Source organism: Microbacterium sp. CIAB417 (assembly GCF_022788845.1).
Genome location: NZ_JAHZUT010000006.1, coordinates 225,872 through 251,119, shown reverse-complemented (window position 1 = coordinate 251,119; position 25,248 = coordinate 225,872). Strand labels below are relative to the sequence as shown.

Genomic DNA, 25,248 nt, shown 5'->3' with positions numbered 1-25,248 from the left:
CTTCTCGTCACCACGCCTGCAGCGGGAGTCGCCGGATCACGCCCGCGCAGAGGGCGGGCGTCGTGTCAGCGGTTCACGGGGCTGGCGGTGCGACCGGCAGCCCCTGACCTGTCTGATTCCGGACTCGACATGGCACAGAACTGTACACGGCTCCGTCTTCGTCCTTCTGCCCGGAGGCTGTGGACAACTCCGGTCTCGGCCGGGTCGAATGTCGGTGGCCCGGCGTTGAATGGGGGTATGAACAGCACCGCGGCAGTTCTCGATCGGGTCGTCTCCGACCTCGATCTCACCATCGCGGAAGCCGTGCGCTCCTCTGGTCTGGACGCGATGTCGGATGCGGAGAAGATGGATGTTCTCCGGCTGGCCGGCGAGGCTCAGCGCCGCGTGGAGGCGCTGGTGGTCGAGACGGTCGCATCGGTCGACGGTCGCCCGCCGGTTCCGGTGCTCCGACGTTCCCTGCGGTGTTCGGATGCCGGAACATGAACGAGCTGCTCCAGCGCGTGCTGCGGGTGGACGCGTCCGGCGCGGCCCGGATCGTGAAGTCGGCCGGTGCCGTGCATCGGGATGTGGAGCTCACCACAGGCGCGCCGCTGGAACCGCGCTGGCCTGCGCTGCGCGAGGCTCTCTTGGACGGAGTCATCGGAATCGCCGGGCTGATCGCGGCGATCGATCCGATCGATCGGACTCGCGATCGCATCAGCGGCGGAGACCGGCTGCGTGCCGACGCAGAGCTCGCCGCCTGCGCGCGGGGCCTCGACGCCGCCGCGGAGGAGGTGTCGGACGACGGGGAGTTCCCGAACCCGGCGCCGCCCGCGACGCCGGACGATCTACGTCAGTTCGCGCACCTGATCGCAACCTATCTGGATCCGGACGGGTCCGCTCCGACCGAGGCGCAGGCGGCGCAGAACCGCTCGCTCACGATCGGGCGCCTGCGCGACGGGGTCTATACGCTTCGCGGCGCGCTGATGCCAGAGGTCTACGGGCAGCTCAGAATTATCCTGGACGCGCTGAACAACCCCAGGGTCGACGGCGCGCCCGATCTGGGCGTGGCCTTCCACGACAGCGCGCACTCCGACGGCGAGCTCCTCGCGGACGACGAGTTCAATTCGGACCCGCGCAACGTGATCGATCCGCGCACGCTCGCTCAGAAGCAGCACGACGCGCTCGCCTTCGCTCTCGGGATCGCCGCCCGTCATGACGAGATGCCCTCGCTCGGCGGGGCCGCGCCCACGCTCGTCGTGCAGGTGGATGCCGAGGACTTCGTCCGCGGCACCGGGTGGGCGCACGTCGCCGGCGTCGACGAGCCGGTGCCGGTGTCGGTCGCCGCCCATGCCGCGTGTTCGGCGACGATCCAGCGCGTCCTGTTCCACGAGGGCCGCATCGTCGGAATCAGCACGACGGATCGGGTCTTCACCGTCCACCAGCGCCGCGCGATCGTGCTCCGCGACAAGGAATGCCTCATCCCGGGGTGTCACGTTCCCGCTTCCTGGTGCGAGATCCACCATGTCGTCGAGCATGCACGCGGCGGACCCACCCACACCGACAACGGGGTGCCGCTCTGCTGGTGGCATCACCGCACGATCGACCACTCCGGATGGAGCATCCGCATGGTGGGAGGCACGCCCCAGATCCGCGGTCCGGCATGGTGGGATCCGCATCAAGAGTGGCGAACGCCCCGAGCCTCGCTGCCGGCCTGGGTGGGCGGGTGAGGTCGCCGGATTCGCTAGACCGCGCCGCCCGTCACCGTCCGGTTGTGCTCCATCGCGACGCCTGTCCAGAAACGCAGACCGGCATCCTCGGCGACGGCGGACGCCGCGACCTCGATCCACCCCGGCCCCATGTCGCGTCCTGCGCCCATCTCCGCCTGCGTCGCTCCGGGAATCCGGAGCAGCTCCTCGTGCCGGTCGGCTGTGACCCGCACGAGGAGATCACCCCTCTTGAGAGCCCCCACCGCCATCTTCTCGTTCACCATGAACGCGCGGCCGCCGAACATCGACACCTCTCGGACGACCGGCTCATCACCGAACACCGCTCGCAGCCGAGCGACGAGCTCCGCCTGCTCCGGAGACATCACGCCGGCCGCCGGCCTGCCACCCGCACGCCTCAGGCCTGGTTCGCGGCCGAGTAGTCCGGCAGCTCCTGGAGGGTCCAGGTGTTCCCGTCGGGATCGTCGAACGTGACGAAACGTCCCCAGGCCTGCTCATCGACGCCCTGCGCCTCGACGCCGACCTCGCGCAGCTGAGCGAGAGCCGCGTCCGCATCCGGCACGACGACCTGGATCGAGTTCTGCTGTCCCGGCTCCATCCCCTCGCCGAGGCCCGTGCCGAAGGCGATCGAGCAGGCCGACCCCGGCGGAGTCATCTGCACGAACCGCAGGCCCTCGTACGGCGTCTGATCGTGATCGGCGTTGAAGCCGATCCTGACATAGAAGTCCTTCGCCCGGTCGACGTCGCTCACCGGCACGAAGATCAGCTCGATCTTCCAGTCCATCGCCCACACCTCCACGGCGGGAGTCTCCCGCCCGAGTCCAAGCTAGAGCGGCCCGACGACACGCACCACCCCTTTCGACCCGGCCGGCAGAGGGTACCTGCACGATCAGCCCGGATCCGCCGGCGCGATCAGGACGCGGGCAGGAAAGCCCCCTCCAGGAACGCGGCCAACTCGTCCACGCCCTCCAGAGGCAGGATCGCGGCCACATACTGATCCGGCCGTACCACGACGACGACCCCGTCCCGAGAAAGCTCGCGCGCCTCGAAGATGTCCGTCTGCGTCCACTTCGACGGCCCTGCGGCATAGGCCTTCTCCCAGTCCGCCAGTCCCAGCGGCCCGGTCCGGGGCCGGAACAGCTCGGGCATCGTCGTGACCTCGAGCTCTTCGAAGGGCTGCTGATGCACGGCCTTCACGTCGAAGACCGCGTCGACGTCGGCATCCGACGGGGTGAAGCGGGCGAAGACCTCCGCCGCCGACAGCGCCCAGGCCGACAGCGCCGTCCCATCCCGGTCGCCGAACGCGTAGACCCGCCACCGGCCGTCGGCCCTCGCGTGGTGGCCCAGATGGACCACGTTGCCGTCCGCGACCCGGACCACCTCTGCCGACGTGAAGCGCTTGCCCAGAGGGAACCCGGCTGCGAGCGTCTGGTGCGCATCGGAGCCGGTGATCATCGATTCGGTGTACTGCGTCATGAACCCCGACGGGAACTCCGCGGTCGCGAGGTAATACGTGGCGAGGTCGTTCGGGTCGGAGATCTCCTCCGGCTTGCGCGCCATCAGCGACGACCATTCCCGGTCGAAGTCGATCAGCTGCTGCGCCACCGGTCGCCGCTCGGCGCCGTAAGTGGCCAGCAGCGACTCGGGCGAGCGCCCCGTCAGCACCGCGCCCAGCTTCCAGCCCAGGTTGAACCCGTCCTGCATCGACACGTTCATCCCCTGCCCGGCCTTCGCGCTGTGGGTGTGGCACGCGTCTCCGGTCAGGAAGACCCTCGGCGTCCGTCCGGATCCGTCGATCACGTCGTCGAAACCGTCCGTGACGCGATGGCCGACCTCGTAGACGCTGTGCCATGCGACCTCCCTCACGTCGAGCGTGTAGGGATGCAGGATCTCGTTGGCCTTGGCGATGATCGTCTCGATCGGGGTCTGGCGCACGCGGTGCTGATCGTCCTCCGGCACTTCGCCCAGGTCGATGTACATCCGGCTGAGGTACCCGCCCTCACGCGGGATGTGCAGGATGTTCCCGGCCTCGGCGTTGATCGCGCACTTGGTGCGCCAGTCCGGGAAGTCCGTGTTCACCAGCACGTCCATGACGCCCCAGGCATGCGCCGAGACACCCCCGACGTGCTTTCGGCCGATCGCATCGCGCACCCCGCTGCGCGCCCCGTCGCAGCCGACCACGAACTTCGCCCGCACCGTGCGCTCGCCCTCGGCGTCCTTCAGGTTCACCTCGACCGGGAAGTCCCCGTCCTCGTGGACGACGAGGCCCGCGAACTCGACGCCGTAGTCGGGCACGATCCGTGCCGGCCCATGCGCGGCCGCCTCGGCGAAGTAGTCCAGCACCCGCGCCTGATTCACGATCAGGTGCGGGAACTCGCAGATGTCGTAGGCGTAGTCGGCCGTGCGCGAGGTGCGCCGGATGTTCCGCGGGTTCTCCGGGTCCGGTCCCCAGAAGTTCATCCACCCGATGTTGTACGCCTCGGCGATGATGCGCTCGGCGAACCCGAACGCCTGGAACGTCTCGACGCTGCGCGGCTGGATGCCATCAGCCTGGCCGAGCTCGAGGCGCCCTTCGCGCTTCTCGATGATGCGCGTCGTGACCTCCGGGAACTGGGACATCTGCGCGGCCAGCAGCATGCCGGCAGGCCCCGACCCGACGATCAGCACGTCGACCTCGTCCGGCAGATCGGTCGGGCGGTCGACGCCCGTCCCGGAGGCCGGCAGCACCCGGGGGTCCTGCGAGACGTAGCCGTGGTGGTGGAACTGCATGGGATCTCCTTCTGCGGGGCGGATGCCGCAGCATCCGCCCCGGGAAACGGTTCAGGCCTTGGCGAGGCCGTAGATCGGGCTGACCGCCTGCTCCTGCTCGTGGTCAGGACCGAGCGGGATGCCGCTGCGGTCGCGCAGCAGCAGAGTGGCGGCGAGGCCGATCAGGGTCATGCCGGCGAGGTACCAGGTCACCCCGGCGGTGGACCCGGTCACCTGGACGATCCACTGCGCGATCGTCGGGGCGAACGCGCCGCCCGCGATCGCGCCGATCGCGTACGAGATCGAGACGCCGGAGAAGCGGATGGATGCCGGGAACAGCTCGGTGTACAGCGCCGCCTGCGGGCCGTAGGTCAGCCCGAGGCCGATCGTGAGGATGACGAGCCCGAGGCCGAGCATCACGACGTTGCCCGTGTTCACCAGCGGGAAGAGGGCGACGACGCCGACGAGCTGCAGGATCCAGCCCACGATGTACGTGTTGCGTCGTCCGAGCCGATCGGCCATCCAGCCGCCCACCGCCGTGAACAGGAGCCAGGACACCGCCGAGACGGTCACCGCCCACAGCACGTCAGAGGTCTGCAGCCCGACCGGACCGGCCGGATCGGTCGCGTACCGCTGCACGTAGCCGCCCGTCGTCATGTAGCCGACCGCGTTGTTGCCCGCGAAGACGAGGGCCGCGATGATCACCAGCGGCGTGTGCTTGCGGAACAGCTGCACGATGGGCATCCGGGTCTGCTCCTTGCGCTCGGCCAGCTCCGTGAAGACCGGGCTCTCCTCGACACGGCGCCGCACGTAGTAGCCGATCAGGATCAGGACGACGCTGAGCAGGAACGGGATGCGCCAGCCCCACGCCAGGAACCACTCCTGCCCGGGAAGGGCGACGATCGCCAGCACCGCCGAGGCGAGCAGGAGGCCGAGCGGAACGCCCATCTGCGGGGAAGCGCCGAAGATCCCTCGCCGGGCCCGCGGGGCGTGCTCGACGGCCATCAGCACCGCACCGCCCCACTCACCGCCGGCCGAGATGCCCTGGAGGATCCGCAGCAGGATCAGCAGGACGGGCGCGGCCATGCCGATCATCTCGAACGTCGGCAGAAGGCCTACCAGGGTGGTCGCGACGCCCATGAGGATCAGGGTCAGCATGAGCACCAGTCGCCGGCCGTACTTGTCGCCGAGGTGGCCGGCCAGGAACGCGCCGAGCGGACGGAACAGGAAGCTGATGCCGACGGTGATGAAGGCGAGGATCTGCGCGAACCCCTCACCCGCCGGGGCGAAGAAGAGCTGCGCGAAGACGAGCCCCGCGGCCGACGCGTAGATGAAGAAGTCGTACCACTCGACGGTGGTACCGACCACCGTCGCGAAGACGACGCGCCGCCGGTCGGCGGCGGTGGCGATGGTGCCGGTCGGTGTGAAGCCGGGGTGATCAGTCATTGATGCTCCTTGGACGACGTCGCTGTCTTCGGGGGCGGGAACGATGCTTGCCACCCGATGCGGCGATGATATACGATTTCGAATATTCCGCACAAGCGGCAGCACGACGCAAGGAGGCGCACCCGTGACCGACCCGATCGCCCGACCGGGCAAGATCATCGCGATCCACCTCAGCTATGCCTCCCGTGCCGCGCAGCGCGGACGCCGGCCCGCCCACCCCTCCTACTTCTTCAAGCCCGCCAGCTCCGTCGCGGCATCCGGCGGCGTCGTCGAACGACCAGCCGGCACCGAGCTGCTCGCCTTCGAGGGCGAGATCGCGCTGATCATCGGGGCACCGGCCCGCCGGGTGCGCCTCGAGGACGCCTGGTCCCACGTCGCATCGGTGACCGCCGCGAACGATCTGGGACTGTACGACCTGCGCGCGAACGACAAGGGCTCCAACGTCCGCTCCAAGGGCGGCGACGGGTACACGCCGCTCGGCCCCGGACTCATCGACGCTCGCGCGGTCGATCCCGGCTCCCTGCGTGTGCGCGCCTGGGTCAACGGCGAGCTCCGCCAGGACGACACGACCGCCGGTCTGATCTTCCCGCTCCCCCAGCTCGTCGCCGACCTCTCCCAGCACTTCACGCTGGAGACCGGAGACGTGATCCTCACCGGCACACCGGCCGGTTCGTCGGTCATCGTCCCCGGAGACGTGGTCGAGATCGAGGTGGATGCCGGTGAGCTCACAACCGGACGGCTGACGACGACAGTGGTTCAGGGAGACGTGCCCTTCGATCCGGCACTGGGTTCGCTTCCCGCCGTCGACGACCTGCAGCGCGCGGAGGCGTGGGGAACGCCCGCGCCGGGCCCGTCGGGCGAGGGGGCACCGGCAACCGGCACGACGATCAGCGCTGCGCTGCGGGAGAAACTGGAAGCCGCCCCCACCGCCGGGCTGTCCAGCCAGCTGCGGGGGCGCGGCATCACCGCCTGCTTCATCGACGGGGTCTCGGCGAACATCGCGGGGGCGAAGATCGTCGGCACCGCGCGGACGCTGCGCTTCGTGCCCTTCCGTGAGGACCTGTTCGCCTCGCACGGCGGCGGGTACAACGCGCAGAAGCGCGTCTTCGACGCCGTCGGCGAGGGCGAGGTCATCGTCATCGAGGCCCGCGGCGACGCCGCCACCGGCACACTCGGGGACATCCTCGCGCTGCGCGCCCAAACGCGCGGCGCAGCCGGCGTCGTCACCGACGGGGGCGTCCGCGATTTCGACGCGGTCGCCGAGATCGGCCTGCCGGTGTTCTCGCAGGGAGCGCATCCGTCCGTGCTCGGCCGCAGGCATGTGCCGTGGGAGTCCGACGTCGCGATCGCGTGCGGCGGAGCGACCGTCCTTCCCGGAGACATCATCGTCGGCGACGGAGACGGCGTGCTCGTCATCCCGCCCGGAATCGCCGAGGAGGTCGCCGACGCGGCCCTGGCGCAGGAGGACGAGGACGCCTGGATCGCCGAGCAGGTCGCCGCCGGTCACGCCGTGGACGGACTGTTCCCGATGAACGCGCACTGGCGCGCCCGCTACGAGACCGACAAGGGCCGATCATGACGAAGACCCTCAGCAAGTCGCAGCGTGCGTACCACTGGATCAAGGAGCGCATCGCGGCGCAGACCTACACGCCCGGCTATCGCCTGGTGCTCGGTGCGATCGCGGGCGAGCTCGACATGAGCGTGGTCCCCGTCCGCGAGGCGATCCGCCAGCTCGAGGCCGAGGGGCTCGTCGAGTTCGAGCACAACGTCGGCGCGCGCGTCGCCATGGTCGACGACGCGCAGTACCGGCACAGCATGGAGGCCCTCAGCATCCTGGAGGGCACCGCGACCGCCCTCGCCGCCCCCGCGCTCACCGTCGAGGACCTGCGCGCCGCGCGCGCCATCAACGACGAGATGATCCAGACCCTGGACCACTTCGATCCCTCCGCGTTCACCGCGCTGAACCACCGCTTCCACGCGACGCTCATCGCCCCGTGCCCCAATCCCCGCCTGCATGAGCTCGTCACGGCTGAGTGGGCGCGGCTGAGCCGCCTGCGCGACTCCACATTCAGCTTCGTCCCCGGCCGCGCCCACGAATCCGTGCGCGAGCACGAGGAGATCGTCGCGCTCATCGAACGCGGCGCCGCGCTGAACGAGATCGAGCACGCCGCCCGCCGGCATCACGCCGCGACGCTGGACGCCTACCTCGACCACGAGCATCCCGACGAGGCCGTCGGAATGCACATCCTCTGAACACACCAGGAGAAGACATGACCGGCTCCCGCATCCCCGCAGACCTCCCCGACCGCATCCGGCACTACATCGACGGCGCGTTCGCCGACTCGGTCGACGGCAGCACCTTCGACGTGCTGGATCCCGTGACGAACGAGACCTACACGACCGCTGCGGCCGGAGGGAAGGCCGACATCGATCTCGCCGTCGCTGCCGCCAAGCGCGCGTTCGACGACGGCCCCTGGCCGCGCATGCTCCCCCGCGAGCGCAGCCGCGTCCTGCACCGCATCGCCGACATCGTCGAGTCACGCGATCAGCGCCTCGCAGAGCTGGAGAGCTTCGACTCGGGCCTTCCGATCGCCCAGGCCCTCGGTCAGGCCCGCCGCGCCGCCGAGAACTTCCGCTTCTTCGCGGACCTCATCGTCGCCCAGTCCGACGACACGTTCAAGGTCCCCGGCCGCCAGATCAACTACGTCAACCGCAAGCCGATCGGCGTCGCGGGCCTCATCACGCCGTGGAACACGCCGTTCATGCTGGAGTCGTGGAAGCTCGGCCCCGCGCTCGCGACCGGCAACACGGTCGTCCTCAAGCCCGCCGAGTTCACGCCGCTGTCGGCCTCGTTGTGGGCCGGGATCTTCGAGGAGGCGGGGCTCCCGCAGGGCGTCTTCAACCTCGTGAACGGGCTCGGAGAGGATGCCGGGGACGCCCTCGTGAAGCATCCGGACGTCCCGCTCATCTCCTTCACGGGAGAGAGCCGCACAGGGCAGATCATCTTCGGCAACGCCGCACCGCACCTGAAGGGCCTGTCGATGGAGCTGGGCGGCAAGTCCCCGGCCGTCGTCTTCGCCGACGCCGATCTGGATGCCGCGATCGACGCCACGATCTTCGGGGTGTTCTCCCTCAACGGCGAGCGCTGCACGGCCGGCAGCCGCATCCTCGTGGAGCGCAGCGTCTACGACGAGTTCGTCGAGCGCTATGCGGCGCAGGCGAAGCGCGTGAAGGTTGGATACCCGCACGACCCGGCGACCGAGGTCGGCGCACTCGTGCACCCGGAGCACTACGACAAGGTGATGTCGTACGTGGAGATCGGCAAGACGGAGGGCAGGCTCGTCGCCGGAGGCGGTCGCCCCGACGGGTTCGACACCGGCAACTTCGTCGCCCCCACGGTGTTCGCCGATGTGGCCCCCGAAGCCCGGATCTTCCAGGAGGAGATCTTCGGTCCCGTCGTCGCGATCACCCCGTTCGACTCGGACGAGGAGGCGCTGACGCTCGCGAACGGCGTGAAGTACGGCCTGGCCGCCTATATCTGGACCAACGACCTCAAGCGCGCCCACAACTTCGCCGGCTCCGTCGAGGCCGGCATGGTGTGGCTGAACAGCAACAATGTGCGCGATCTGCGCACGCCCTTCGGCGGAGTGAAGGCCTCCGGACTGGGCCACGAGGGCGGATACCGTTCGATCGACTTCTACACCGATCAGCAGGCCGTGCACATCACGCTGGGCGCGGTCCACAATCCCACGTTCGGCAAGAACTGAACCCAGTACCGGCAAGGACGCTGACATGACCAATCGCGAAGACATGACGCTGACCTCCTCTGGCTTCTACGTGAGCCAGGAGGCGCCGATCCAGACCGACGACCCGACCCCGACGCCGACCAGCACTCCCCCGGACGTGCTGCGCTGCGCCTACATGGAGCTCGTCGTGACCGATCTCGCGGCCTCCCGCACTTTCTACGTCGACATCCTGGGGCTGTATGTGACCGAGGAGGACGACGAGGCGATCTACCTGCGCTCCACCGAGGAGTTCATCCACCACAACCTCGTGCTGCGCAAGGGGCCGGTGGCCGCCGTCGCCGTGTTCTCGTACCGCGTGCGCGAGCCCGCGGACCTCGACCGCGCCGTGGACTTCTACACCGAGCTCGGCTGCGACGTGCGCCGCAACCCCGACGGCTTCGTGAAGGGCATCGGCGACTCGGTGCGCGTGGTCGATCCGCTGGGCTTCCCCTACGAGTTCTTCCACCAGACCGAGCACCAGGAGCGGATGTCCTGGCGATACGACCTGCACGTCCCCGGCGAGCTCGTGCGCCTGGACCACTTCAATCAGGTCACCCCGGACGTCCCGCGCGCCGTGAAGTTCATGCAGGACCTCGGCTTCCGCGTCACGGAGGACATCCAGGACGAGGAGGGCACGGTGTACGCCGCGTGGATGCGTCGCAAGCCCACCGTGCACGACACCGCCATGACCGGAGGCGACGGGCCGCGCATGCACCACGTGTGCTTCGCCACGCACGAGAAGCACAACATCCTCGCGATCTGCGACAAGCTCGGTGCGCTCCGCCGCTCCGACGCGATCGAGCGCGGACCCGGCCGGCACGGCGTGAGCAACGCGTTCTACCTGTATCTGCGCGATCCCGACGGCCATCGCGTCGAGGTGTACACGCAGGACTACTACACCGGCGACCCGGACAATCCCGTCGTCACCTGGGACGTGCACGACAACCAGCGCCGCGACTGGTGGGGCAATCCGGTCGTCCCGTCCTGGTACACGGATGCCTCGCTCGTGCTCGATCTCGACGGCGACCCTCAGCCGGTGCGCGCCCGCACGGACAGCAGCGAGATGGCCGTGACGATCGGCGCGGACGGATTCAGCTACACCCGCTCCCGCGAGGGCGAGGAGTCGATGCCCGAATGGAAGCAGGGCGAGTACAAGCTCGGACACCAGCTGTGAGGGGCGACGGATGCTGACTCCGACGCAGATCGCCGAGATCGCCTCCGAGCTCGCCGAGGCCCACCGGACGCACGGGGTGATCCCGCGCATCACGGCACGCTTCCCCGAGGCGACGATCGAGGATTCCTACGCGATCCAGGGAGTCTGGCGCGACGCCCAGATCGCCGCGGGGCGACGTCTGGTCGGTCGCAAGATCGGACTGACCTCGAAGGCGATGCAGCAGGCCACGGGGATCACCGAGCCGGACTACGGCGTGATGTTCGACGACACGGTGCACGCATCAGGAGCCGAGATCGCGTTCGACGAATTCTCGAACGTGCGCGTCGAGGTCGAGCTGGCGTTCGTGCTGGCGCGCCCGCTCGAGGGGCCGGACTGCACGCTCGAGGACGCCCTGGCGGCGATCGACTACGCCGTGCCCGCCCTCGAAGTGCTGAACTCGCACATCGAGCTGGAAGGGCGCACGATCGTCGACACGATCAGCGACAACGCCGCCTACGGCGCGATGGTGCTCGGCGACGTTCACCGGAGACCCGACGAGATCGATCTGCGCTGGGTGCCGGGAGTCCTGTGTCGCAACGGCGAGATCGAGGAGACCGGCGTCGCCGCCGGCGTCCTCGGCCACCCGGCGACAGGGGTGGCGTGGCTGGCGAACAAGTTCCACCAGCACGGCGCGCGTCTGGAGGCGGGAGAGATCATCCTGGCAGGATCGTTCACGCGTCCGATGTGGGTGTCGAAGGGCGACACCGTCGTGTGCGACTACCGCGAGATGGGAACGATCGAATGCAGCTTCCTCTAGCCCCGTCCTTCCGCGAGCGCCTCGCGTCCGCCGATCGACCGCAGATCGGCATGTGGGTGTGCTCGGGCAGCCCGGTCATCGCCGAGATCGCCGCAGGGTCCGGGGTCGACTGGCTCCTCATCGACATGGAGCACTCCGCGAACTCGCTCGAGTCCGTGCTGCACCAGCTGCAGGCCGTCGCCGCGTACGGCGTCGCCCCGCTCGTGCGCGTGCCGTGGAACGATCCGGTGATCATCAAGCAGGTGCTCGACCTCGGTGCGCAGAACATCATCGTTCCGATGGTGTCGTCGGCCGCGGAAGCCGAAGCCGCGGTCGCGGCGACGCGGTACCCGCCGCACGGGATCCGCGGTGTCGGGAGCGCCCTGTCGCGCAGCGCGCGCTGGAACCGTGTGGACGGCTATCTCCAGGACGCCGCCTCGCACCTGTCGCTCATCGTGCAGATCGAGACGGCGGCCGGAGTCGAGCACGCAGCCGAGATCGCCGCTGTCGACGGGGTCGACGCCGTCTTCGTCGGACCGTCGGATCTCGCGGCATCTCTGGGGCACCTCGGCCAGCAGACGCACCCCGAGGTGGTGGATGCCGTGACGCGCACGTTCACGGCGGTGACGGCCACCGGCACGGCCGTCGGGGTGAACGCGTTCGACCCGGCCGCCGCCGACGCCTACATCGCACAGGGCGCGGACTTCGTCGCCGTGGGCGCGGACGTCGCGATGCTCGCGCGGAGCTCGGAAGCCCTCGCGGAGCGGTTCGCACGCACTCCCGGCTGAGCGAGGACGGTGGAGGCGAGCGAGACGAAGCGGAGGGTTGCCGTTCGGCATCAACCGCGTTTCGACTCGCTCCGCTCGCTCAACGAACGGAGGGAGGGATCCGGACAACCGCTCGCTCAACGAACGAGATGAGGGGCGCTCGACGAACGGAGAGCGCGCGCGTCAGCGGGCCGCCAGAGGATCCGCGAGCAGCGGAGCGAACGCGGCCTCGGCGGCGCCGATCAGGAGGCGGTCCGCCCCCAATGCCGCCGCGCGCAGCTCGACCTGCTCGGCGGGTGCCTGCAGCGCCCCCGCGCGCACGTCCGCGTCGAACCCCTCCGGGTCCCGGTCCCGCAGCATCGCGAGGAAGCCCCCCAGGACGACGACCGAGGGGTTGAGCACGTTGACGGCGTTGGCGAGTGTCGCGGTGAGGATGCGCCGCTGCCGGCCGATCTCCGCGACGACGCCCGCATCGCTCGTGGCTGCCAGCACGGCGGCGAGGGCTGCGTCGTCGACGGCCCCGAGCCGAGCGGCCTGCAGCAGCCGCGCTCTGTTCACCTCGTCCTCGAGGACGCCGCCGTCCGTGCGACGGTCGGCGTCGGAGAGGATGCCCGGCCTGGTCTGGCCCCACTCGCCCGCGTAGCCCCCGGCCCCGGCGATCAGCCGACCGTCGAGGATGAGACCGCCGCCGATGCCGCTCGCACCGCCGTTGAGATAGACGACGTCGCGGTGCTCGCGCGCCGCTCCGAAGAGCCGCTCTGCCCGCGCTCCGAGAGAGGCGTCGTTGCCGACGGACACGGGCAGATCGAGCGTCGAGGCGAGTCGGTCCGCGATCGGCTCGTCGCGCCAGTCGAGGTGCGGCGCGAGGCGCACGATGCCGTCCTCGGCACGTACCAGGCCCGGCACGGCGAGTCCGACGCCGATGATGCGCGCGTCGGGGAACCGCGCGCGCCACTCCCGCACGAACCGCGCGACGGCGTCGACGACGACCTCGGGCTGCGGTGACTGAGAGAACGCCACGCGAGTCCGCTCGCGCACGCCGCCGCCGAGCGAGATCGCCCCGAGCTCGATCGCGTCGACCTCGGGATTCACCGCGATCGCGACCACGTCCGGACTGGGCGCGACGATCGGAGAGGGGCGTCCGACCCGTCGGGTCGCGTCCGGCTCCTGCTCGACGACGAGACCGCGCGAGGCGAGCTCGGCGACCAGGTCGGCGACGGTCGAGCGGTTCAGCCCCGTGTCGGCGGTGAGCGCGGCTCGCGAACGCGCGCCGCGATGGTGCACCAGTCGCAGCACCTCGCCGAGATTCGTCCGGCGTACGCCCTCGACCGTCGTCGCTCGTTCGTTCATCCGCCCAGGCTATCGATGAGCGGCCGCCATGCCGGGCTCCTCCACACGTACGTCTGCGATCCTCGCGTCGCCCGGACCGACCTCGTGCACGCCGCCCGCCAGCCGCACGGTGTGCGGCGGCGTCGCCGTGCCCGGAAGCCGCCGCCGGGCCTGCGTCCGCTCGTTCGAGATCGCTCCGCCGGTCGCATCCTCGTGATCCTCGTCTGCGGACGCCTCGGCATGGGAGGCGACCCAGACCAGGACGTCTCCCGGCTCGACGACGCGTCGCATCCGCCGGTCCGTGAAGGCGAAGCGCGCGGCCGGAACGTCGAAGCGCACCCTGCGGCGTTCCCCGGCCGCCAGCTCCACCCGCGCGTAGGCGAGCAGCTGCGCGACGGGGCGCGTCACGGATGCCACGACATCCCGTCCGTAGAGCTGGACGACCTCCGCCCCGTCCCGCTCCCCCGTGTTCACCACGGTGACGGTTGCCGTGAACGCACCGTCGGTCGCCGCATCCTCGGAGACCACCAGGTCCTCGTAGGCGAACGTCGTGTAGCTCAGCCCGAATCCGAAGGGGCGAAGCGGCGTCGGGTCCGCGGCCGTCACCGCGCTCGGCCCGCCCAGGAGGGGATGCCGATAGCCGTACGGCTGGGCCCCGGCGGAGCGCGGCAGGCTCAGCGGCATCCGCCCCGACGGAGTGACCGCCCCGGTCAGCACGTCGGCTATCGCCGTGCCGCCCTCCTCGCCGGGGAAGAACGCCTGCAGCACGGCCGCAGGACGCGCCCCGTCGCCGTCGAGCGCCCAGGAGATCGCGTAGGGCCGCCCGGTGACGAGGACGAGGACGACCGGCGTGCCCGTGGCGGCGACGCGCTCCACGAGCTCGCGCTGGACGCCGGGGAGTTCGAGGGAGTCCACGTCGTTTCCCTCCCCCACGGTGCCCCGCCCGAAGAGCCCCGCCTGGTCGCCGACCACCACGACGGCCACGTCGGCGGACGCCGCGGCCCGCGCCGCGTCCTCGAAGCCGGAACGGTCATCGCCCTCGACCTCGGCCCCGCGCACGGGGACGATGTCCGCGTCGGGCAGCGCGCGCCGGAGAGCGTCGTGCACCGTGGGGATCTCGAACCCGATCTCCGTGCCGGGATGATGAGCCAGCACGTGATTGGCGAACGAATAGCAGCCCTGCAGCGCATCCGCGCGGTCGGCATTGGGACCGATCAGCGCGATCCGGCGGGCGCTGCGAGCCAGCGGGAGCACGCCGTCGTTCGACAGCAGCACGAGCGACTCCGCCGCGAGCCGGCGCGCGACGGCGCGGTGACGCGGAGTGTCGAGGTCGACGATCGCGGGCGCCTCGTCCTCGAAGGCCGCCGGATCGAGCAGCCCGAGCTGCTCCTTCTGGGTGAGCACGCGGATCACCGCGCGGTCGAGGTAGCGCTCGTCGAGCGCCCCCGACCGCACCTTGTCGACGAGCGGCGCGAGGAAGGCGTCGCCGGAGGGCAGTTCGACGTCGATGCCCGCCGTCAGCGCGAGCGCCGCCGCCTCGCCCCGGTCCGCGGCGACGGCGTGCATGACCTCGAGGAAGGCCACGGCGAAGTAGTCCGCGACCACGACTCCGTCGAAGCCCAGACGTTCGCGGAGCAGCCCCGTGAGCAGATCCGGGTCCGCCGCCACCGGCGCCCCGTCGATCTCGGCGTAGCTGTTCATGACGCCGCGCACGCCGCCGTCCCGGATCGCCATCTCGAACGGCGGGAGGAACACGTCGGCCACCTCCCGGGGTCCTGCCGACACCGGAGCGTGATTGCGGCCCGCGGCGGACCCGGAGTACCCGAGGAAATGCTTCAGCGTGGCGTGGACTCCGGAGGACTGCAGCCCGCGCACGAACGCGGTTCCCACCGTCCCCACGAGGTAGGGATCCTCGCCGATGCACTCGTCGACGCGTCCCCATCGCGGATCCCGCACGACGTCCAGCACGGGCGCGAGCCCCTGGTGGATGCCGAGACCCCGCATGGACTCCCCGATCAGTCCCGCCATCTCCGCCACGAGGTCCGGATCGAAGGCGGCGCCCCACGCGAGCGGCGTCGGGAACGTCGCCGCCTTCCAGGCCGCCAGTCCTGTCAGGCACTCCTCGTGGACGAGGGCGGGGATGCCGAGTCGCGTCTCGCGCTTCAGCCGACGCTGCTCCGCCCAGAGCCACTGCGCGCGCTGCGCGGCATCCACCGGCCGGGTGCCGTACACCCTCGTGTAGTGGCCGATGCCGTCGCGTGTGATCTCGGCGAGTGCGCCGGAGATCGCGCCGCGTGCCATCTCGTCCTGCATCGGGGCGACGACCTCGCCGCCCTGGTCGAGCCAGTAGCCGACCAGCTGTGCGGCCTTCTCCTCGAGCGTCATGCGCGCGAGCAGGTCCGCCACGCGGTCGGACGCCGTCGGGAATGCGGGCACGTCCGCCGTCATCTCGTTCTCCATCTGTCCCTCGTCCTGTCTCAGCCCTTGACCGCGCCGGTCAGCCCGCCCACGATGCGCCGTTCGAACATGCTGAAGAAGATCAGCGCCGGCAGCATCGACAGCGATGTGTACGCCAGCACTCTGGCCGTGTCGACGGAGTACTGCGAGGCGAAGTTCTGCACGCCGAGCGGCAGGGTGAACAGAGCCGGATCGTTCAGGATGAACAGCGGCAGCATGTAGCCGTTCCAGGCGCCGATGAACGCGAGGATGCCGACCGTGATGACACCCGGCAGGCTCAGCGGGATCACCATCCGCCAGAAGAAGCCGAGTCGCGACGCGCCGTCGATCGAGGCGGCCTCCTCCAGCTCGCGCGGGATCGCGCGCAGGAACGGGACCAGGATGATGATCGTGGTCGGCAGCGCGAAGGCGATCTGCGGCAGGATGATGCCGCCCAGGCTGTTGACGAGACCGAGGTTGCGGATCATCAGGTACAGCGGTGTGATCGCGACCGTCACCGGGAACATCAGCCCGGCGGCGAACAGCGAGTACATCACCGCCTTGCCCGAGAAGTCGTAGCGCGCGATCACATAGCTCGCCATGACGCCCAGGACGACCGCTCCCAGCGTCGTGCCGACGGCCGAGAGCGTGGAGTTCAGCATCGCAGTCCAGAACTCGCTGCTGGCGAGCACGTCCGTGTAGTTCGCGATCTCCCACGGGTCTGGCCAGGCGGACGGGTCGTTCGTGATCTGGGAGTTCGTCCGGAACCCGCCGACGATGATGTACAACAGGGGCGTCACGCAGATCGTGATGAGCACGAGGGCGAGCAGGTACACGCCGGGGCTCCCCCAGCGCACTCCCGATTCGGCCCGCCTGCGGCGGGAGCCGACCGCCTGGATCGCCACGGAGGTCTTGAGTGCGTCGGTCATCGCCTGCGCCCCTTTCGGCTGTCTCCGGTCAGCGCGCCCTCGGTGTCGCGCCGCAGCACGAACCGCTGATAGATGAGCGCGACCACGAGCGAGATGAGGAACAGCATCACGGCGACCGCGTTGCCGAAGCCGTAGTTCCCGGCCAGGTGGCCGTTCTGGTACATGTACGTGGCCATGGTCGACGTTCCGGCGGTGGCGGCGATGTACTGCCCCCAGATGATGTTCACGAGATCGAACAGCTGGAGCGAGCCGATGATCGACAGGAACGCCCAGATCCGGATCGTCGGACCGAGCAGCGGCAGCGTGATGCTCCACTGCGCGCGCCAGAATCCGGCGCCGTCGATCGCCGCGGCCTCGTACAGTTCCTCGGGGATCGACTGCATGCCGGCGAGCATGAGGATCACGGCGAAGCCGATGTACTTCCAGGTGATGATGACCATCAGCGACCACATCGCGATGGACGGGTCCGCGATCCAGGACTGCTGGAACGCACCGAGGCCGACCTTCTCGAGGAGCGAGTTCAGCGCCCCGGCATCCTGGAGCATCAGGCTCCACCCCGTGCCGACCACGACCTCGGCGATCACGTAGGGAGCAAAGATCAGCACGCGGATCACCGATCGCCCGCGGATCCTCTGGTTCAGCAGCAGCGCGAACAGGATCGCGATCGGTCCCTGCATCACGAGCGAAAGGACCACGATGATGAAGTTGTGCAGCACTGCCTGGCGGAACGTGTCGTCCTGCAGCATGAGCACGTAGTTGTCGAGCCCGACGAACTCGGTCGGCCAGCCGAAGCCGTTCCACCGGAAGAAGCCGTAGAAGCCGGCCATCAGCACAGGGACGATGACGAAGCCGAGGAAGACCACCAGGGCGGGGCCCGCGAGGAGCGCGATCTCGCCGCGCTTGCGCCAGTCAGGCCGCGGGGATCGCCGTGCCGGGACCTCGTCGGTCCCGGCACGGGTGCTCTTCGCAGGCGCCGGCGTGTCCATCAGCGCCTGAGAATCGGTCATCGGCGGATCAGCCCCTCGCCGCCGCGTTCGCGATGCCGTCGACGAGCTTCTGCGGGTCGCCCTGACCCGCCAGCATCTCGACGACCCCGGTGTTCAGAGCGTTGCCGACGTTCTGTCCGAGCGCGGTGTCCAGCCACAGCGACACGTAGGGCGCGTTGCCGTACGCCTCGAGCAGCGGGATCAGCGACGGGTCGGTGACGGCCCCCTTGGCGTCCTGGGACGCCGGGATGGTCTGGAACGCCTCGGCGTACTTCTCCTGCCACTCGGTCGAGGAGACGAAGTTGAGGAACTCCTCGCAGGCCGCGGGAGAGTCCGCCGAGCAGGAGTATCCGTCGACGCCGCCCATCATCGCGCCGGGTGCGCCGTCGCCGCCGTCCACTTCGGGGAACGGGAACCAGCCGAGGTCCGCCAGCGGCTCCTGGTCCGGGGTCAGGCTCGCGATGACGCCCACGTCCCAGGCGCCCATCAGCTCCATGGCCGCCTTGTGGTTGGCCACGAGCCCGGCCGACGAGTTCGCGCCCTGCTGGGCGGACGTGGTGAGGAAGCCCTCGTTGAACGGCTCGATCGAGGCGAACTCGTCGAGGTTCTCGGCGGCATCCAGCCAGCACTGGTCGGTGAAGTCGGGGTCGGTGACGAGGTTCTGCACGACCTCCTGGCCGCACGCGCGCAGCGCGAAGAAGTAGTACCAGTGCGCCGCGGGCCAGGCGTCCTTCGCGCCGAGGGCGATCGGCGCGACGCCGGACGCCTTGAGCTTGTCGACGGCGTCGGCCAGCTCGTCGATCGTGGTCGGCTCCTCGGTGATCCCCGCCGCCTCGAACAGGTCCTTGCTGTAGAAGACGCCGCCGGGCAGCACGGCGCTCGGCACGCCGTAGATCTTGCCGTCCACGGTGAAGGCCGCGAACGGGGCGTCGCCGAAGGCCGTCTTGACGTCCTCGTCGACGAGGTCGGTGAGGTCCTTGACCTTGCCGGCGCTGACGATGTCGGCGAGCTTGCCTCCGCCTCGGGCCATGAAGATGTCCGGCATGTCCCCGGAGTTGACGGCGGTCTGGAGCTTGCCGTCCATGTCCTCGTTCTGGATCGAGGTGACCTCGATCGTGACGTCGGGGTTCTCCTCGTGGAAGGCCGCCGCCGCGTCCGCCCAGTACTGCTTGCCGTCACCGGTGGTCGAGTTGTGCCACATCGTGAGGGTGGTCTCGCCGCCGTCGGCCTGTTCACCACCGCCGCCCGTGCACGCCGTCAGCCCGAGCATTCCCAGCGCCGCGACGGCCGCACCGGCGGCCCATGTCCTGCGCATCTTCATGCTGTGTCTCCTCTTCATCGAGTTCGTGCAGCCGGGCGACGTCTATTTGTTGCCAGCCACACCAATGGGTTGTGCGCCCACTCTGACACTCGGGACACGGCGATGTCAATCGTTATCGATATCGTTTTCTCTTCGTTATGCTGGCGATATGAACCGACGGCCGACCATCACCGACGTCGCACGCACGGCGGGAGTCTCCGTGGCGACCGTCTCGAAGGCGATCAACGGCCGCGACGGCGTGTCCGCCGCGACGCTCGAACACGTCCTCGGCGTCGTGGCCGAGCTCGGGTACGAGAGCTCGCTGGTCGCGACCTCCATGCGGCGCGGGCGCACGAACGTCATCGGCGTCCTCGTCGCCGAGTTCGAGCCGTTCGCCCTGGAACTGCTGCGCGGCGTGTCCACCGCCCTGCAGGACACCCCGTACGACGTGCTCGCCTACGCAGGGACGGTGTCCGCGGGCGACCACCTCGGCTGGGAGCATCGTTCGCTGTCGCGTCTGGGCGGCACGCTGATCGACGGTGCGATCCTCGTCACCCCCACCACGGCTCCCACGCGGGCATCCGTGCCCATCGTCGCGATCGACCCGCACACGGGTCCGGACGGCCCCGCGACCGTGTCCGTCGTCAATCTCGACGGAGCTCGCGCGGCGACCGAGTACCTCCTGTCGCTCGGCCACCGTCGCATCGGGCATCTGCGCGGACGCACGGATCTCGAGTCGGCGCAGCAGCGCGAGCGCGGATACCGGGAAGCGCTGGCCGGCGCGGGAATCCCGTTCGACCCCGCTCTCGTCGCCGACGGCGGGTACCGCACAGCGGGAGCGACTGCGGGAGCCCACGCACTGCTCGACGTCGCCGACCGGCCGACGGCGGTCTTCGCCGCCAACGACCTGTCGGCGATCGAGATGATCCGTGTGGCGTCCGAGCGGGGACTGCGAGTGCCCGAGGACCTGTCCGTCGTGGGGTTCGACGACATCCCGGAGGCCTCGTCACACGCGCCGCAGCTGACCACCGTGCGTCAGCCGCTCCCCGCCATGGGGGCTGCCGCCGTCAGGATCCTGCTGGGGATGCTCGACGGCGGCGAACCGGAGCACGTCCGCATGCCCGCCGAGCTGATCGTCCGCGGCTCCACGGCGACGTTCGCCGCCTGATCCGCGGAAGGGCGGCGGACGGGCCGCCCCAGGCGTTGCCTTCCGGGCTCGGGGTTGATATGTTCTAGCTCACAACAATTCACCACCGATGTTGAAAGCGATGCGTCATGTCCCTCACCCCCACCCGCGATGACAAGTTCTCCTTCGGTCTCTGGACGATCGGGTACAACGGCACCGACCCGTTCGGCGGTCCGACCCGCCCCGCGCTCGACGTGGTGCACGCCGTCGAGAAGCTCGCCGAACTCGGCGCGTACGGCCTGACGTTCCACGACGACGACCTGTTCGCCTTCGGCTCCTCGGATGCCGAGCGTCAGACGCAGATCGACCGCCTGAAGGGCGCCCTGGCCGACACCGGTCTCGTCGTCCCGATGGTCACCACGAACCTCTTCAGCGCCCCCGTGTTCAAGGACGGCGGCTTCACCTCGAACGACCGCGACGTACGCCGCTACGCCCTGCGCAAGGTGTTCCGCCAGCTCGACCTCGGCGCCGAGCTGGGCGCGAAGACGTTCGTCATGTGGGGCGGCCGCGAGGGCGCCGAGTACGACTCCGCCAAGGACATCCGGGCCGCGCTCGAGCGCTACCGCGAGGCCGTGAACCTGCTGGGCGACTACGTCACCGACAAGGGCTACGACATCCGCTTCGCGATCGAGCCCAAGCCCAACGAGCCGCGCGGCGACATCCTGCTTCCGACCCTCGGCCACGCGATCGCGTTCATCGACTCGCTCGAGCGCCCGGAGCTCGTCGGACTCAACCCCGAGGTCGGCCACGAGCAGATGGCGGGGCTGAACTTCGCCGCCGGCATCGCGCAGGCGCTGTACCACGGCAAGCTCTTCCACATCGACCTGAACGGCCAGCGGGGCATCAAGTACGACCAGGACCTGGTGTTCGGCCACGGCGACCTGCACAACGCGTTCGCCCTCGTGGACCTTCTCGAGAACGGCGGCCCCGGCGGCGTCCCGGCCTACGAGGGTCCCCGGCACTTCGACTACAAGCCGAGCCGCACCGAGGACGAGAACGGCGTATGGGACTCGGCCGCGGCCAACATGCGCACCTACCTGCTGCTCAAGGAGCGCGCCGCGGCGTTCCGCGCCGACCCCGAGGTGCAGGAGGCCCTGGCCGCCGCGAAGGTCGACGAGCTGTCGACCCCGACGCTGAACCCGGGCGAGAGCTACGACGACTTCCTCGCCGACCGCTCGGCCTACGAGGACTTCGACGCCGATGCCTACCTCGGCGGCAAGGGCTTCGGATTCGTGCGCCTGCAGCAGCTCGCCACCGAGCACCTGCTCGGGGCACGCTGACATGCCGCTGGTCGCCGGCGTCGACTCGTCGACGCAGAGCTGCAAGGTCGTCGTCCGCGACACCGGCACGGGCGCCGTCGTGCGCACCGGCCGTGCGTCGCATCCCGACGGCACGTCGGTCGCCCCCTCCGCCTGGTGGGAGGCTCTGCAGACCGCGCTGGCGGGGGCCGGCGGCCTCGCCGACGTCGCAGCGATCGGCGTCGGCGGCCAGCAGCACGGGCTCGTCGCCCTCGATGCCGACGGCCGGGTCATCCGGGACGCCCTGCTCTGGAACGACACGCGCTCGGCGGATGCCGCGGCGGCTCTGACCTCCGAGGTCGGCGCCGAGGAGTACGCCCGCCGGACCGGTCTCGTGCCCGTCGCGTCGTTCACGGTGACGAAGCTGCGCTGGCTCGCCGACGTCGAACCGGACAACGCCGCGCGCGTCGCGGCCGTCGCGCTGCCTCACGACTGGCTGACCTGGCGTCTGCGCGGATACGGTCCCGCCGGCGAATCCGAGCTCGGGCCGGTGCTGTCCGAGCTCGTCACCGACCGGTCGGATGCCAGCGGGACGGGATACTTCGACCCCGTGCGCGACGCGTACGACCGCGACCTGCTCGCGCTCGCGCTGCGCCGGGATGTCACGGACATCGTCCTCCCGCGGGTGCTGGGTCCGAGCGAGCACGTGGCCGGCCGGGGAGGCATCCTCGTCTCCGCCGGCGCCGGCGACAACGCGGCGGCCGCACTGGGCATGGGAGCGCGCTCAGGCGATGTGGGCGTTTCCATCGGCACGAGCGGAACCGTGTTCGCCGTGACGGATGCGCCGATCGTGGATCCGTCCGGGACCGTCGCCGGGTTCGCGGACGCGGCCGGCGGACGGCTGCCGATCGTGACGACGCTGAACGCCGCCCGGGTCTTCGACGCGACGGCGGCGCTGCTGGGCGTGGACCTCGACGAGTTCTCGCGTCTCGCCCTGGCGGCCGAGCCCGGGGCGGACGGGCTCCGCCTGCAGCCGTGGTTCGAGGGCGAGCGGACGCCGAATCGTCCGGACGCCACCGCGACGCTGTCCGGGATGACGCTGGCGTCGACGACGCGCGAGAACCTCGCCCGCGCGGCGATCGAGGGCGTCCTCGGCGGGCTGGCCTACGGTCTGGACGCCATCCGGGCGCAGGGGGTCCGTGCCGAGCGCGTGCTTCTGATCGGCGGTGCGGCGCAGAGTCCCGCTGTCGCCTCCATCGCCGCGGAGGTCTTCGACGCACCGGTCGTCGTCCCCGCCCCCGGTGAGTACGTCGCTCTCGGCGCCGCCGTCCAGGCGGCGTGGGCCCTGACGGGCGAGCGTCCCACCTGGTGAGTCCACGCCGCCGCGCGGCGTGACAGGATGGGCGGATGCCGTCTCTGAAGAGCACGTCGTGATCCGCGGCCTCGCGGCCATGCAGGACCGCGGTTTCCGCTGGTTCTTCATCGCGAGGGCGATCACGCTGACCACCGGGTCGATGTCGTCGATCGCCCTCGCTTTCGCGGTGCTCGAGATCGACAACGACGCCCGATCGCTGTCATTCGTGCTGACGGCCTTCACGGTCAGCAACATCGTGTTCATCCTGTTCGGCGGCGTCGTCGCGGACCGGCTGCCCCGGGCGCTCATCATCCAGGGCTGCTACGTGATCGACATCCTCTCGGTCGGCACGATGGCGGCCCTGCTGTTCTCCGGAACCGCGACCGTCCCCCTGCTGGCGATCCTGTCCGTGGTCAACGGGGCATCGACGGCGTTCGTGATGCCCGCCATGCAGGGCATCATCCCGCAGCTCACGACGCCCGAGAATCTCCAGCAGGCCAACGCGATGCTGTCCTTCGTCCGCTCGGCGGTCACGATCGGAGGGCCCGTCGTCGCCGGCGTCCTCGTGGCGACGGCGGGGCCCGCCTGGGCCATGGTCGTCCAGGCGCTCGGCTGGATCGTCGCGATCCCGGTGCTCGCGCTGGTCAGACTGCCGCCGCCCGCCGCGTCCGGCGGCGCGACGCTGTTCCGCGACCTCCGCGTCGGGTGGAGCGAGTTCTGGAGCCGGACCTGGCTCTGGGCGATCGTTCTCGCCTTCATGGTCATGAACGCGATCCACGTGGGCGCGTGGAGCGTCGCCGGCCCCTACATCGCCAAGAACGACGAGCGCCTGGGCATCACGGGCTGGGGCTGGGTCGTGAGCGCCGAGGGCGTCGGCGTGCTGCTCATGACGCTCGTGCTCCTGTGGGTGCCGCTGAAGCGCCCCCTGCGCTTCGGCATGCTCGGCATGGCGACGTTCGCCATCCCGCTCACGATGCTCGGTGTGCATCCGGCAGCCGTTCTGCTCGCGATCGCCGCCTTCCTCGCCGGGGCGGGCATGGAGGTGTTCAGCACGGGCTGGAATGTCGCCATGATGGAGAACGTCCCCGTCGATCGGCTGTCCCGCGTCTCAAGCTACGACATGCTCGGCAGCTTCGTGGCGATCCCCATCGGCACGCTCGTCTACGGCTGGCTGATCACGCATGCGGACGTGACGACCGTGCTGGTGGCATCCGCCGTCGTGTACGCGGTCGTCGCTCTGGCCACCCTGGTCGTGCCGAGCGTGTGGCGGATGGGCCGGACCCGGACGACGGCCGAGGAACTGGCGGATTCATAGACATCCAGGCCAGACTGGTGCCATGAGCTTCGCCGCACTCCAGCCTCTCGCCGACCGCGCCGCCCTGTTCACCGCCCTCCGCCAGGACGCGCTCGTCAGCGCTACCGACGCTCTCGGCGAGCACCGCTGGGATGCCGATCTCAACGCGGGCACCCTGACGTTCACGGCGAACGACGATCCGGCCCGACAGCTCGTGACCCGCCCGCACCTGATCGCGACCCTCGCCCCCGGCCCGCGTTCCCTGCTGTGGGCCTGGGCGCACCCCCAGGGCGACGCTCAGGGCGTCGCCGCCCAGCTGCGCGAGTACGGCCAGCAGTACGGCATCGCCGAGCTCACCGAGGTGGAGCTGCCCTTCCCGGAGGATGCCGGGGACGACCTCGACGCCTGGATCGCCCAGGCGACGCACGTGATCGGCTCGGTCGCGGTCGAGATCACGGGCCGCTCTCCCTACTATTCGGCACCGGTGGGCGGCGGGACGCGAGCCGTCTTCCTGCTCGACGCACCCCTGAACGCGCTCACCGTCGCGGATGCCGTCGTCGCCGCTCCTCGTCTGCTCTCGACCCTCTCGCTGCCCGACGCGCGTTCCTCGGTGTGGGACGCGGCGCGACTGGCCGGCTGGAACCTGGAATGGACCGATGAGGCGTTCTCCGGGGCGGTCGTCAGCGATGCGTCCGGGTCTGCGACCTTCCGCTTCGACGAACAGGCCCGCATCACCGGAATCGAGGGCTCTGTGGACGGCGCGGCCGCCTGAGTCCGTTCGTTCCGGATCGCGCG

The 25,248-nt window shown here is 70.0% G+C and carries 22 protein-coding genes; 13 read left to right on the top strand and 9 right to left on the bottom strand.

What is annotated here, in order from left to right:
- The first annotated feature begins 237 nt into the window (after window positions 1-237).
- Both KYX17_RS24750 and KYX17_RS24745 read left to right on the top strand, forming a co-directional pair.
- Window positions 238-483 carry a hypothetical protein gene (locus tag KYX17_RS24750; RefSeq protein ID WP_243230773.1) on the top strand — a complete coding sequence of 82 codons (246 nt, stop codon included), beginning with the start codon at window positions 238-240 and terminating at the stop codon, window positions 481-483.
- The gene (locus KYX17_RS24745) at window positions 480-1,709 is read left to right on the top strand and encodes an HNH endonuclease signature motif containing protein (protein ID WP_243230771.1); all 1,230 of its coding nucleotides are present in this window, start codon (window positions 480-482) and stop codon (window positions 1,707-1,709) included. The genes KYX17_RS24750 and KYX17_RS24745 overlap by 4 nt, the downstream gene beginning before the upstream one ends.
- Window positions 1,710-1,723: 14 nt before the next feature.
- Here the strand turns inward: KYX17_RS24745 and KYX17_RS24740 are convergent, their stop codons facing one another.
- The 4 genes from KYX17_RS24740 to KYX17_RS24725 all read right to left on the bottom strand — a co-directional run bounded on the left by KYX17_RS24740 (window position 1,724) and on the right by KYX17_RS24725 (window position 5,900).
- Window positions 1,724-2,071, bottom strand: a complete 348-nt coding sequence (locus KYX17_RS24740; RefSeq protein ID WP_243230904.1) for a TfoX/Sxy family protein — start codon at window positions 2,069-2,071, stop codon at window positions 1,724-1,726.
- A 32-nt stretch (window positions 2,072-2,103) separates the two neighbouring features.
- Window positions 2,104-2,490 carry a VOC family protein gene (locus KYX17_RS24735; protein ID WP_243230770.1) on the bottom strand — a complete coding sequence of 129 codons (387 nt, stop codon included), beginning with the start codon at window positions 2,488-2,490 and terminating at the stop codon, window positions 2,104-2,106.
- A 128-nt stretch (window positions 2,491-2,618) separates the two neighbouring features.
- Window positions 2,619-4,475, bottom strand: coding sequence for an FAD-dependent monooxygenase (locus KYX17_RS24730; RefSeq protein WP_243230769.1), 1,857 nt, complete (start codon window positions 4,473-4,475; stop codon window positions 2,619-2,621).
- Window positions 4,476-4,526: 51 nt separating this feature from the next.
- Entirely contained in the window at window positions 4,527-5,900 is a 1,374-nt protein-coding gene (locus KYX17_RS24725; RefSeq protein ID WP_243230767.1) for an MFS transporter, read from the bottom strand.
- Between the two features lie 124 nt (window positions 5,901-6,024).
- Between KYX17_RS24725 and KYX17_RS24720 the strand changes: the two genes are divergently transcribed.
- The 6 genes from KYX17_RS24720 to KYX17_RS24695 are packed head-to-tail and all read left to right on the top strand — an operon-like array spanning window position 6,025 to window position 12,422.
- The gene (locus tag KYX17_RS24720) at window positions 6,025-7,479 is read left to right on the top strand and encodes a fumarylacetoacetate hydrolase family protein (protein WP_243230765.1); all 1,455 of its coding nucleotides are present in this window, start codon (window positions 6,025-6,027) and stop codon (window positions 7,477-7,479) included.
- Window positions 7,476-8,153 (top strand): GntR family transcriptional regulator, encoded by a 678-nt coding sequence (locus KYX17_RS24715; protein ID WP_243230764.1) that lies wholly within the window; start codon window positions 7,476-7,478, stop codon window positions 8,151-8,153. Before KYX17_RS24720 ends, KYX17_RS24715 begins: the two co-directional genes overlap by 4 nt.
- A 17-nt stretch (window positions 8,154-8,170) precedes the next feature.
- The gene (gene hpaE / locus KYX17_RS24710) at window positions 8,171-9,667 is read left to right on the top strand and encodes a 5-carboxymethyl-2-hydroxymuconate semialdehyde dehydrogenase (RefSeq protein ID WP_243230763.1); all 1,497 of its coding nucleotides are present in this window, start codon (window positions 8,171-8,173) and stop codon (window positions 9,665-9,667) included.
- Window positions 9,668-9,692: 25 nt separating this feature from the next.
- Complete coding sequence (gene hpaD / locus KYX17_RS24705) at window positions 9,693-10,859, top strand: 3,4-dihydroxyphenylacetate 2,3-dioxygenase (RefSeq protein WP_243230761.1); 1,167 nt, start codon at window positions 9,693-9,695, stop codon at window positions 10,857-10,859.
- A 10-nt stretch (window positions 10,860-10,869) separates the two neighbouring features.
- Window positions 10,870-11,655 (top strand): 2-keto-4-pentenoate hydratase, encoded by a 786-nt coding sequence (locus KYX17_RS24700; protein ID WP_243230759.1) that lies wholly within the window; start codon window positions 10,870-10,872, stop codon window positions 11,653-11,655.
- On the top strand, window positions 11,640-12,422 hold the full coding sequence (locus KYX17_RS24695) for an HpcH/HpaI aldolase/citrate lyase family protein (protein ID WP_243230757.1): 783 nt from the start codon (window positions 11,640-11,642) through the stop codon (window positions 12,420-12,422). The genes KYX17_RS24700 and KYX17_RS24695 overlap by 16 nt, the downstream gene beginning before the upstream one ends.
- Window positions 12,423-12,584: 162 nt before the next feature.
- Here KYX17_RS24695 and KYX17_RS24690 read toward each other — a convergent pair whose 3' ends face one another.
- From KYX17_RS24690 to KYX17_RS24670, 5 genes are read right to left on the bottom strand one after another with little or no spacing between them, the layout of a single operon-like run.
- The gene (locus tag KYX17_RS24690; protein WP_243230755.1) at window positions 12,585-13,751 is read right to left on the bottom strand and encodes an ROK family transcriptional regulator; all 1,167 of its coding nucleotides are present in this window, start codon (window positions 13,749-13,751) and stop codon (window positions 12,585-12,587) included.
- Between the two features lie 9 nt (window positions 13,752-13,760).
- The gene (locus KYX17_RS24685; RefSeq protein WP_243230753.1) at window positions 13,761-16,190 is read right to left on the bottom strand and encodes a glycoside hydrolase family 3 N-terminal domain-containing protein; all 2,430 of its coding nucleotides are present in this window, start codon (window positions 16,188-16,190) and stop codon (window positions 13,761-13,763) included.
- A 17-nt stretch (window positions 16,191-16,207) separates the two neighbouring features.
- Window positions 16,208-17,095 carry a carbohydrate ABC transporter permease gene (locus tag KYX17_RS24680; protein ID WP_243230750.1) on the bottom strand — a complete coding sequence of 296 codons (888 nt, stop codon included), beginning with the start codon at window positions 17,093-17,095 and terminating at the stop codon, window positions 16,208-16,210.
- Entirely contained in the window at window positions 17,092-18,102 is a 1,011-nt protein-coding gene (locus tag KYX17_RS24675) for a carbohydrate ABC transporter permease (RefSeq protein WP_374208990.1), read from the bottom strand. The genes KYX17_RS24680 and KYX17_RS24675 overlap by 4 nt, the downstream gene beginning before the upstream one ends.
- A gap of 7 nt (window positions 18,103-18,109) precedes the next feature.
- Entirely contained in the window at window positions 18,110-19,402 is a 1,293-nt protein-coding gene (locus KYX17_RS24670) for an extracellular solute-binding protein (protein ID WP_243230748.1), read from the bottom strand.
- Between the two features lie 148 nt (window positions 19,403-19,550).
- Here KYX17_RS24670 and KYX17_RS24665 point away from each other — a divergent pair, with 148 nt between their 5' ends.
- The 5 genes from KYX17_RS24665 to KYX17_RS24645 all read left to right on the top strand — a co-directional run bounded on the left by KYX17_RS24665 (window position 19,551) and on the right by KYX17_RS24645 (window position 25,225).
- Window positions 19,551-20,549 carry a LacI family DNA-binding transcriptional regulator gene (locus KYX17_RS24665; protein WP_243230747.1) on the top strand — a complete coding sequence of 333 codons (999 nt, stop codon included), beginning with the start codon at window positions 19,551-19,553 and terminating at the stop codon, window positions 20,547-20,549.
- A gap of 107 nt (window positions 20,550-20,656) precedes the next feature.
- Complete coding sequence (gene xylA, locus KYX17_RS24660; RefSeq protein ID WP_243230745.1) at window positions 20,657-21,847, top strand: xylose isomerase; 1,191 nt, start codon at window positions 20,657-20,659, stop codon at window positions 21,845-21,847.
- A gap of 1 nt (window position 21,848) precedes the next feature.
- The gene (gene xylB / locus KYX17_RS24655) at window positions 21,849-23,177 is read left to right on the top strand and encodes a xylulokinase (protein ID WP_243230743.1); all 1,329 of its coding nucleotides are present in this window, start codon (window positions 21,849-21,851) and stop codon (window positions 23,175-23,177) included.
- Between the two features lie 58 nt (window positions 23,178-23,235).
- On the top strand, window positions 23,236-24,474 hold the full coding sequence (locus KYX17_RS24650) for an MFS transporter (RefSeq protein ID WP_243230739.1): 1,239 nt from the start codon (window positions 23,236-23,238) through the stop codon (window positions 24,472-24,474).
- Window positions 24,475-24,496: 22 nt separating this feature from the next.
- Window positions 24,497-25,225, top strand: a complete 729-nt coding sequence (locus KYX17_RS24645) for a DUF6882 domain-containing protein (protein WP_243230738.1) — start codon at window positions 24,497-24,499, stop codon at window positions 25,223-25,225.
- The last annotated feature ends 23 nt before the right edge of the window (window positions 25,226-25,248 follow it).